Genomic DNA, 317 nt, shown 5'->3' with positions numbered 1-317 from the left:
CGAAATAGGAAAGGAGGAGAGAACTGATGCCGGAAATCAAAATCGACGAAGGCTCCGTGCTCAGCGCTTTAAGCGAAACCGGGGAACAGGCCAGCTATTCCGTGTCGGGCCACGAGCCTGCGATCCATACGTCGTCGATGGCCTTTCTCCATTCATTGCTGGAAGTAGAAAGCGGGTATGCCGACCAATTCAATCGCTACTTAGACGTCGTGAAAAACGTACAAGCAGAAACGAAAGAACTCGTTCAAACATACGGAGTCGTGGACAAGATGCTGGCAAGCCGCGGATAACGAAGAAAGGAATAGACGGATGAACAC

The 317-nt window shown here is 50.8% G+C and carries 1 protein-coding gene; it reads left to right on the top strand.

Going from position 1 to position 317, the window contains the following annotated elements; genetic code table 11:
* The first annotated feature begins 26 nt into the window (after nt 1-26).
* Nucleotides 27-290 carry a YwqI/YxiC family protein gene (locus CHH91_RS18195; protein ID WP_095224770.1) on the top strand — a complete coding sequence of 88 codons (264 nt, stop codon included), beginning with the start codon at nt 27-29 and terminating at the stop codon, nt 288-290.
* Nucleotides 291-317 lie beyond the last annotated feature (27 nt).

It is taken from the genome of Virgibacillus sp. 7505 (assembly GCF_002272135.1).
Taxonomy (GTDB): Bacteria; Bacillota; Bacilli; order Bacillales; family Amphibacillaceae; genus Terribacillus.
This window is presented reverse-complemented; position numbering and strand designations above follow the sequence as displayed.